The organism is Bradyrhizobium sp. (genome assembly GCF_019244115.1).
GTDB lineage: Bacteria > Pseudomonadota > Alphaproteobacteria > Rhizobiales > Xanthobacteraceae > Bradyrhizobium.
Map to the genome: position 1 here is coordinate 19,797 of NZ_JAFATE010000434.1, position 7,900 is coordinate 27,696.

Sequence of the window (7,900 nt, forward strand, 5' to 3'; positions counted from 1 at the left end):
GGCGAGCACGTGGCCGGGGCGCCCTTCCGCGAGGGTTATCGACAAAACGCGCGACTGCGCCTTCGCGGGGCCGGTACTGCTTCGCAAACGTAGCTGGAGCTCCGGCCTCAGGAAACGTGCGCCCGAGTCCTCAGGTTTTCCGATCTTGCGGCATCGAGGGCGACTGCCAATTCGTCGATCCGATACGGCTTCGATAGAATTCGCACGCCCGTCTCCTTTGCTGCGTGAACGGCCGCGCCTGAATAGCCGCTCGTCAGCAGAATGGGTATGTCGCTCCGCCGTCTCTGGATCTCACGCGCAAGCTCAACCCCGTTCATTCCGCCAGCCATCATGACATCGGAAAACACGATATCGATCGCCCGCCCGTCGGCCAGGGCGCCGAGCGCAGCCGCGGCGCTGGATGCCCGGGTCACCTCATAGCCCAGCTCGTCGAGCATCTCGCTCACGAGCTTCGCCACTTCGTCATCGTCTTCGACCAGAAGAATGCGACCTTCATCGTGAGGCCTGGCCCTGGCTCCGTAGAGCTCGATGAGGTGGCGCTGATCGTTAGACGGCACAGCGTCGGATCTGGGAAGGTACAAGGCGATCGTCGTACCTTTGCCGACGACCGAGTCTATGCGGACGGTGCCCCGCGACTGTGTGGCGAACCCATAGACCTGGGCAAGACCAAGGCCGGAACCCTTGCCGACTTCCTTCGTCGTGAAGAATGGCTCGAACACGCGAGCCCGCACCTCGTCGGTCATGCCACTTCCGGTGTCAATCACTGACAGCCGTACATACTCGCCTGCCAGCTCGGCATCCCTGAGGTTTGGCAGATTCTCGCCACGAACCACGATCGTCCCGCCGCCGGGCATTGCGTCGCGAGCGTTGACGGCGAGATTGAGGACGACCAACTCGAGTTCGCCCGGATCGACCTCGACCGGCCAGAGGGTGTTAGGAAAGTCGAACTTCACCTTTACATCGCCCCCTAAGCTCCGATCGAGCAGCTCGCGCATGCCGCCGATCTGCCCGGCGATGTCCACGGGTTCGGGCCTGAGTGCCTGCCGGCGAGAGAAAGCGAGAAGTTGCCGGGTCAAACTCGCTCCCCGCTGTGCCGCCTGCATCATTCCGTCCATCAGGCGCCGACGCCGAGCGGGATCGGTTTGGCGGTCCAGCATGTCAAGCCCGCCTGAGATCACCATCAGCAGGTTATTGAAGTCGTGGGCTATGCCGCCGGTGAGACGTCCGATGGCTTCCATCTTCTGCGCGTGACGAAGCGTTTCCTCGACGCGCGCGCGCTCTGCCATCTCACGGCGGAGATGCTCATTGGCCTCCGCCAGTGCGCGCGTCCGCTCCACGACCAGGCTTTCGAGCTGCTGGGCCGCCTGTTCTCGCGCTTCGATCAGCGATCGAATTTCGTATTGACGGCGTCGCGCTCGAATGGCCGACTGAACTGCGCTCGTCAGCGTTATTGGTTGGATCGGTCGTTCGAGCAACGAAACGTTGCGAAGCGCACTCACGAGATTGCGTCGCCACGCCACAACCGCCCGCTGCGCCTGATGGCTGGTGAGCACAATGAAGGGCAGGTCGGACCAGGCGGGTTGCCGTTCAACCCAATCCGTAAGCGGCGTGGTATGCTTTGCGAACAGTCCTTCCTCGGCAAGAAACACCGCGCCGACCCCGACGCTCATCTCCCTGACCAGTTCTGTTATATCGGAGCAAATGATCGTCTCGAGCTTCGCAGCACACAGCAGCTCTGCCGATGCCGGGCCGTCGCGCCCGATCGGAGCAAAGATGAGCACGCGGTGATCTTGCTCAGTGCCCATCTGCCTTATCCAGGTCAGGAATCTTCGTGCCGGTAAAGCGCGGATTGCCCGAGAAGATGCCGCTGAAATCCTTGAGCGGCGGGCCGAGGCTGATGCCGGCGCCACTCAGACGAAATTCCCGGATGGCATGCTCGTGGTTGCCGCTCCGCTTCTTTACGACAGAGAGGGCGCGCCGCACGGTACCTGCCAGCTCAAAATAGCGCAGCATCAACACTGCGTCGCTGAGATAGCTGATGTCGAGCGGTGTATCCATCGGCCCGACCAAACCATGCTGCGCGAGCACAAGTATGGTCAGTACACCCTGCTGGCCAAGATAGCTGAGGAGCTCGTGCATCTGAAGGATGAGAAAGCGCTCGTCCGGCATTGCGTTCAGGTAGCCGTTCAGGCTGTCGATGACGACAATGCGGGCATTCTCCACCTCGACGCTCTGGCGAAGGTTGGCGGCAAATTCACCAGGTGACAGCTCGGCGGGATCAATCTGCTGAAACCGAATGAGCCCGGAGTTCATGTGCTTTTCAAGCGGAAGGCCGAGCGTGCGCGCGCGAGCTTCGACGGTCCCGCGGCCCTCATCGAAGGCAAAGAACACGGCGTGCTCGCCGCGCTCAGCGGCTGCTATCGCATAGGTCAGTGCGACCGATGATTTGCCAACGCCCGCCGCGCCGATCAGCAGCGCGTTGGTGCCTCGCTCGAGGCCCCCGCCCAGGAGTTGGTCGAGCTCTGCGTTGCCGCTACCGGTAAATTCGCCCACGAATGTCTTGTGGTGCTCAGCGGCGATCAAGCGGGGAAAAATCTTGAGTCCGCCGGCCTCTATTGTGAAATCATGGAACCCGCCTCGAAATGAAATGCCGCGCATTTTGATCACGCGCAGCCGTCGACGCTCAGCCCCATACTCGATCGCAAGCTGTTCCAGCATCACCACGCCGTGGGCGATCGAATGGAGTTGCAGATCATCCTGCGAGGAAGAGAGGTCGTCGAGCAGCACAACGGTGCAATTGCGCTGCGAAAAGAAGTGCTTCAACGCGAGAACCTGACGTCGATAGCGCAGCGGGCTCTGAGCTAGCAGACGCAGCTCGGAAAGGCTATCAAGCACAACTCGGGTCGGATTGATCCGTTCGATCTCTTTGAAGACAAGCTTGGTCGTTTCGCTCAGTTCGACTTCCGCTGGGTGGAAGACGGTGAGCTCACGTTCCGGGTCCAGCGTGGTCTCCGGGGGCACCAACTCGAACACGTCAACGCCGGCGAGCGACCAGCCGTGCCGCTTGGCTACCAGCTGCAGCTCCCGCTTGGTCTCAGACAGCGTTATGTAGAGCACGCGCTCGCGATCGCGTACGCCCCGCAGCAGAAACTGGAGTGCGATGGTGGTTTTGCCACTGCCAGGCCTGCCCTCGTAAAGATACATGCGATTGGCATCGAAGCCACCCCCGAGGATGTCATCGAGGCCCTCACTGCCGGTGGAGATCCGAGGCAGATCGACTGGCTCGCCGTCCTCGCCGGCAACAAGTTCGTCCGTCATTTTAGAGCGCTCCGTCGTGAGACCTGCCGTGACGAATGGGCGACAGTTGTCCGTCCATTATCCGACCCCGCCCGCAAGGTTAGCCGGCGGTGCGATAAACAGGAAGGGAACCGCTAGACCCGGGTCTGGTTCCCAGGCCGTTATGCCTTGTTGAAGGGGCCCGCGGGCTGCGTGCATCCAGCGGCCTTGCCGCGCTGCCGGAGGGGCAGAATGTTCGAGACCAGAACCGATCGGCTGTGCGGCAAGGTCAGCGCCGGTAACCTTCGCTGGCCTGAAAAGGACTCTGGCAGCACTCGCGACGCCGAGCGCCGTCGTAACAACGGGTCGAGAGCCCCCGCTGGAGAGATGAGACCAGCCGAGGAGGAGCGCTGGGAAGGAGACGAGAAGCCGGGGCCGCGCGGCGCGGGCGAGACTGGCAAGGCGGCCGCCGAGCAGTCCGGGGCGGGAACGGACCCTTTCTGCAGGGATTGAGTCTCCGACCCGACGCCGCTGCTGGAGATCAGTCATGAAACGGATTGTTACGTTCGCCTGCCTTGCAACAATCGCACTCGCGTCCTGCGGGGCAGCGGAAGCCAAGGGATGCATCAAGGGAGCCATCGTCGGCGGGGTCGCGGGCCATATGGCCGGCCACGGCAAGCTCGGCGCTGCAGCAGGATGCGCCATAGGCCATCACGAGGCCAACAAGTCGGAGGCGGACAAGAACGCGGGGCAGCCGCCTCCCGATCACAAGTGAACGCGAGCGAAGCCGATACTTCGCTTGAAAGTGCCCCGATCCGGTAACTATCGTGCGTGAAGGCCGGAACTTCTCACGCTGCCGTGCGTTGCTCCGGTTTCATGCGAGGGGGAATCCAATGCTCGATGCCGAAACGACCGCGCTTTTGCGCGCCGTGCTGGACGAACTGTGCGAAAGCGTGTCCCGACACGAGACGGGCGCAAGCGGGCATGTCGCTTCCAAGATTCTCGAAGCCGCGACGAACGGCGAGAAGTCCCTCGACGACCTCGAGCCGGTCGGCCGAGGCGAGCTCGACAGAACGCCCAGTATGTGGCGTTGAGAGCTATTTCGCCTCGCGCTCGCCGGAGAAGCAAACAAAAAGGACGCCACCACCGCGGTTTGGGGCGATACGCCGCGGGAGATCCAGGAGGCGCTCTTCGAGATGAAAGGGCAGGAAGCCTATCACCAAGAGTTCGCGCGGCTGCTTCACGATCGGCATCGCGGATACTTCATCCCAGCAAACCCACCTGACCAGAAAGCGCTGTGGCCGTCGGGGACCCGCCTGCGGCGGTTGCTGAACTCCGAAGCAGGCAGCAACATTCAACGAGGTCGCCGCCGCCGCATGGGTGAACCGCCGCGAAGGCTCATGCAGCCTCGCGCTGTTGTTCCTCCTCTTCGGCCTCCAGGTTGATCACCGAGGTGGCCAGCTCCGTAAGGGTCTGGTCTGTCGCTTCCTCCTCTTCGAGGGTTGCCTGAAGCAACTCGGCAATCTCCGCCAAACCGAGCTCCTCCGCCCAGGTTCGCAGCGTCCCATAACGCGAGATCTCATAATGCTCGACGGCTTGCGCTGCCGCCAGCAGTCCGGCGTCCAGCGCGGGTGCGTTCTTGAACTCCTTCATGATCTCCGCACCTTCGTCGGCAATCCCATTGATGGCCTCGCAGGTCTTGCCGCGCGCCGGCTTGCCGATCATGCGGAAGACTCTATCAAGCCGCTTCACCTGCCCCTGGGTTTCGCGAAGATGCTTGTTGAAGGCAGCTGCGAGCTCCTTGGAATGCGCGGCCTTGGCGAGTTTGGGCAGGGTCTTGATGATCTTGTTTTCGGCGAAATAGATGTCCTTGAGGGTCTCGTAAAACAGGTCACTCAGCTTTTTCGACGATTGTCGCGTGCGCGACGCCGATCGCTTCTTGCTAGCTCGCTTGGCCATTGATGGTCCCTCTCCGAATGTGCTCTCGCGCGCCCGGCGCAGCGAAAGCTGACGAGTGTCGGCTATTCACAACCTGGCAGACGTTGGATGGTTCCAATCTCCCGCCTGCGAAGCTCATGATCTCGTCGATTGCCGAGCAGGGTGATGCAGCGAGTTGGATCGCGACGGCGTCTTGATGGTTACTCTTTGCGAACATCCGAATTTTGCCGGCAGCTAAGCGATGGCGGATCCAATTCAGACGGACTGCGAGGCTCTGATTATCGGCGCGGGCCCCGCCGGCCTGATGGCTGCAGTCTATCTGGCGCGTTTCAAGCGGAAGACCCTGATCGTGGATGCCGGCGCGAGCCGGGCTGCGTTGATTCCGCGAAGCTACAACTTGCCCGCCTTCACTCGCGGAATCTCTGGAACCGAGTTGCTCGCGAGCATGAAGGAGCAAGCGGCCGGCTTCGGCGTCCGAATCGTCGACGCCACCATCGAGACGCTCTCGCGGGACGATGAATACTTCGTCGCGACGACTTCCAATGAGAGGATCAGATCCGCAAAAGTCGTGCTCGCGACCGGGATCGTGGACAAACAGCCCCCGCTGACCGACTGGTTGACGGCCGTCGAAGAGGGCCTTCTCCGCTATTGTCCGATTTGCGACGCGTTCGAGGCAGCGGGCAAGCGGATCGGTGTGATAGGTCCTCTTCATCACGCCGCCAGCAAAGCGCTCTTCCTTCGCAGCTTTACTGCTGACGTCACGGTGATACCGACGGAGAACGTGCATGACCCCGCGCTCGTTGCGAAACTCGAGACCGCCGCGGTCCGTACGACAGCAGCTCTGGCGCAGCTGCAAAAGGCGGGACGTCGGATACGTGCGCTATTGAATGACGGTCTATCCAGCGACTTTGATCTGGTATATCCGGCGATGGGTAGCGAGGTGCGTTCTGGCCTCGCGCTCGCTCTGGGCGCCGATCATACGCCCGAGGGCTTTTTGAACGTTGACCAGAAGCAGCAGAGCACCATCGCGGGGCTATATGGAGTCGGCGATGTCGTCAGCGACCTGCACCAGATATCTGTCGCCTTCGGCCACGCCGCGGTCGCTGCATGTCATATCCACAGCTCGCTGCCATCCGAACATGTGTGACTGCGATCGGTAACCTTGGGCGTTGTATAGCTTTGGACCTGATCTGACATCCAAATGTCCGGCCGTTACGTCTTGAAGCGGCTGGAAGCGCTCGCCCTTGCCTCATTTCGTTCGGCGTATCATCGGCTACTTCAACGTATAGAGGAAGGCGGCGATATCGCGGGCCTGGTCCGGCGGAATGCCCATTTGCGGCATGGCGTTGCCGGGCAGAACCTTTTGCGGATCCTGGATCCAGAACGCCATGTTATCGGGAGAATTTTGCAGGAAGCCGGCAATGTATGTCCGCGCACCGATCCGATGCAGCGGAGGTCCCACATTTCCGTCCGCGTTCGCAATGCCGGGAATATCGTGGCAGCCGCCGCATCCGTAACTGCGGACCAGATCGGCACCGCGTTTCGGATCTCCGTTGAAATTCGCAGGACCCGCAGCCTTGCCTTGCCCGCAACCGCTGAGCGCAGCAGCCAGCAATACGACGAGAACCGCTTCCGCGACTGTACTTCCGAACGCACGGCCCATCGGCGCCTCCGGGCTGGCTTTGATCACGGCTTCTGGCCGAAACCGAAACTTCTGGTAGCGGACCAGGGATCGGTGGTGGAGACCTGCGTCGCCGGGACCTGCTCGATGTCAGGCGACGGCAGGGTCGCCGTAAAAGTTCGGCCCCATTGATGGCTCGGCTCGTTGCTGATCCTGCCGATATAGGTGACGAGGTCCCAGATCACGCTATCAGGCAGCACGCCGCCCCAGGCCGGCATTCCATTCGGCCGCCCCTGGTAGATCGAGAGATAGATGTTTTCCGGTTGCGACCCATAGATGAAGGTACTGTTGCTCAGCGCCGGCCCCATCCCGCCGCCGCCATTCGCCGCATGACAGCCGACGCAGTTGAAATTGACGAAGTAGGTCATCCCGCGCTGCTCGGCGTTGGGATCGCCTTGCACGGGATTCTTGATTTGCGGTCGGTTCGGCTGCGCGCCCGGAAAGAGCTGGCTGACCGGGACCTGCATGAACACACCAGGCCTGCCATTGCCGACGCTCTCGCCGAAATTCGGCCGCGGCGCCACCGTCGGCATCTGTGCCTCCTGCGATCGCGGCAGGCTTTGTTGCGCGAGCGCCTGGCTGTTGAAGGCGGTCGCAAACAGCAGAGGCAGGGCGCTCGCGCGCAGCGGAGCAGGGAGCATCACTCAGGTCCTCCAGATGCAGTCACCGGCGGATCGACCAGGGGGACGCCGTAGCTGCGCAGCAGGGATGTGATTTCGGATCGATGGGCGTCGATGAACGCATTCAGTTGATCGCGCAGAGCGTGATCGCCCTTGCGCACGCCCATCGAAATCGCGAATTGGAACTGCTGGGGCGGGAAGCGCTCGCCATCGCGGATCCGCGTGACCGTCAGCGGCACCTTTGAGAGGCTGGCGAAGTATCCGGCGAGCGGTCCCCATGCGGCGGCGACATCGATTTCGCCGTTCTCGACCGCCTCGATCAGCCGCGCCGGTGGATCGGCCTGGCGATAGTCGCCATAGATCGAATAACCGCGGACATTGTCGA

The 7,900-nt window shown here is 62.0% G+C and carries 9 protein-coding genes and 1 pseudogene; 3 read left to right on the top strand and 7 right to left on the bottom strand.

Translation table 11 applies throughout. From position 1 onward, the window contains the following. Positions 1–107 precede the first annotated feature (107 nt). On the bottom strand, positions 108–1,805 hold the full coding sequence (locus JOZ76_RS19160; protein WP_291700806.1) for an ATP-binding protein: 1,698 nt from the start codon (positions 1,803–1,805) through the stop codon (positions 108–110). After that, entirely contained in the window at positions 1,795–3,318 is a 1,524-nt protein-coding gene (locus JOZ76_RS19165) for an ATPase domain-containing protein (protein ID WP_291700808.1), read from the bottom strand. The genes JOZ76_RS19160 and JOZ76_RS19165 overlap by 11 nt, the downstream gene beginning before the upstream one ends. Before the next feature lie 505 nt (positions 3,319–3,823). Between JOZ76_RS19165 and JOZ76_RS19170 the strand changes: the two genes are divergently transcribed. Both JOZ76_RS19170 and JOZ76_RS19175 read left to right on the top strand, forming a co-directional pair. Further along, the gene (locus tag JOZ76_RS19170; RefSeq protein ID WP_291700810.1) at positions 3,824–4,051 is read left to right on the top strand and encodes a hypothetical protein; all 228 of its coding nucleotides are present in this window, start codon (positions 3,824–3,826) and stop codon (positions 4,049–4,051) included. 118 nt (positions 4,052–4,169) lie between these two features. Beyond that, positions 4,170–4,370 carry a hypothetical protein gene (locus JOZ76_RS19175; protein WP_291700812.1) on the top strand — a complete coding sequence of 67 codons (201 nt, stop codon included), beginning with the start codon at positions 4,170–4,172 and terminating at the stop codon, positions 4,368–4,370. A gap of 3 nt (positions 4,371–4,373) precedes the next feature. Here the strand turns inward: JOZ76_RS19175 and JOZ76_RS19180 are convergent, their stop codons facing one another. Together JOZ76_RS19180 and JOZ76_RS19185 are read right to left on the bottom strand one after the other, a co-directional pair. Continuing rightward, a complete protein-coding gene (locus tag JOZ76_RS19180; RefSeq protein ID WP_291700814.1) occupies positions 4,374–4,529 on the bottom strand; it encodes a hypothetical protein in 156 nt (51 codons plus the stop codon). A gap of 145 nt (positions 4,530–4,674) precedes the next feature. Beyond that, a complete protein-coding gene (locus tag JOZ76_RS19185) occupies positions 4,675–5,235 on the bottom strand; it encodes a YciE/YciF ferroxidase family protein (RefSeq protein ID WP_291700816.1) in 561 nt (186 codons plus the stop codon). A gap of 220 nt (positions 5,236–5,455) precedes the next feature. Between JOZ76_RS19185 and JOZ76_RS19190 the strand changes: the two genes are divergently transcribed. After that, a complete protein-coding gene (locus JOZ76_RS19190) occupies positions 5,456–6,361 on the top strand; it encodes an NAD(P)/FAD-dependent oxidoreductase (RefSeq protein ID WP_291700818.1) in 906 nt (301 codons plus the stop codon). A 126-nt stretch (positions 6,362–6,487) separates the two neighbouring features. Here JOZ76_RS19190 and JOZ76_RS19195 read toward each other — a convergent pair whose 3' ends face one another. The 3 genes and pseudogenes from JOZ76_RS19195 to JOZ76_RS19205 form a co-directional block, all read right to left on the bottom strand. Next, complete coding sequence (locus JOZ76_RS19195; RefSeq protein ID WP_291700820.1) at positions 6,488–6,877, bottom strand: c-type cytochrome; 390 nt, start codon at positions 6,875–6,877, stop codon at positions 6,488–6,490. A gap of 23 nt (positions 6,878–6,900) precedes the next feature. Next, the gene (locus JOZ76_RS19200) at positions 6,901–7,536 is read right to left on the bottom strand and encodes a c-type cytochrome (protein ID WP_291700826.1); all 636 of its coding nucleotides are present in this window, start codon (positions 7,534–7,536) and stop codon (positions 6,901–6,903) included. Next, positions 7,536–7,900 (bottom strand): annotated as a pseudogene (locus JOZ76_RS19205) (transporter substrate-binding domain-containing protein); the annotation flags it as partial. The pseudogene JOZ76_RS19205 and the gene JOZ76_RS19200, both read right to left, overlap by 1 nt.

Excerpts from the sequence above, each read along its gene's own strand:
- JOZ76_RS19160 (WP_291700806.1), bottom strand. The coding sequence starts at position 1,805 with ATGGGCACTGAGCAAGATCACCGCGTGCTCATCTTTGCTCCGATCGGG.
- JOZ76_RS19165 (WP_291700808.1), bottom strand. The coding sequence starts at position 3,318 with ATGACGGACGAACTTGTTGCCGGCGAGGACGGCGAGCCAGTCGATCTG.
- JOZ76_RS19170 (WP_291700810.1), top strand. The coding sequence starts at position 3,824 with ATGAAACGGATTGTTACGTTCGCCTGCCTTGCAACAATCGCACTCGCG.
- JOZ76_RS19175 (WP_291700812.1), top strand. The coding sequence starts at position 4,170 with ATGCTCGATGCCGAAACGACCGCGCTTTTGCGCGCCGTGCTGGACGAA.
- JOZ76_RS19180 (WP_291700814.1), bottom strand. The coding sequence starts at position 4,529 with ATGCCGATCGTGAAGCAGCCGCGCGAACTCTTGGTGATAGGCTTCCTG.
- JOZ76_RS19185 (WP_291700816.1), bottom strand. The coding sequence starts at position 5,235 with ATGGCCAAGCGAGCTAGCAAGAAGCGATCGGCGTCGCGCACGCGACAA.
- JOZ76_RS19190 (WP_291700818.1), top strand. The coding sequence starts at position 5,456 with ATGGCGGATCCAATTCAGACGGACTGCGAGGCTCTGATTATCGGCGCG.
- JOZ76_RS19195 (WP_291700820.1), bottom strand. The coding sequence starts at position 6,877 with ATGGGCCGTGCGTTCGGAAGTACAGTCGCGGAAGCGGTTCTCGTCGTA.
- JOZ76_RS19200 (WP_291700826.1), bottom strand. The coding sequence starts at position 7,536 with ATGCTCCCTGCTCCGCTGCGCGCGAGCGCCCTGCCTCTGCTGTTTGCG.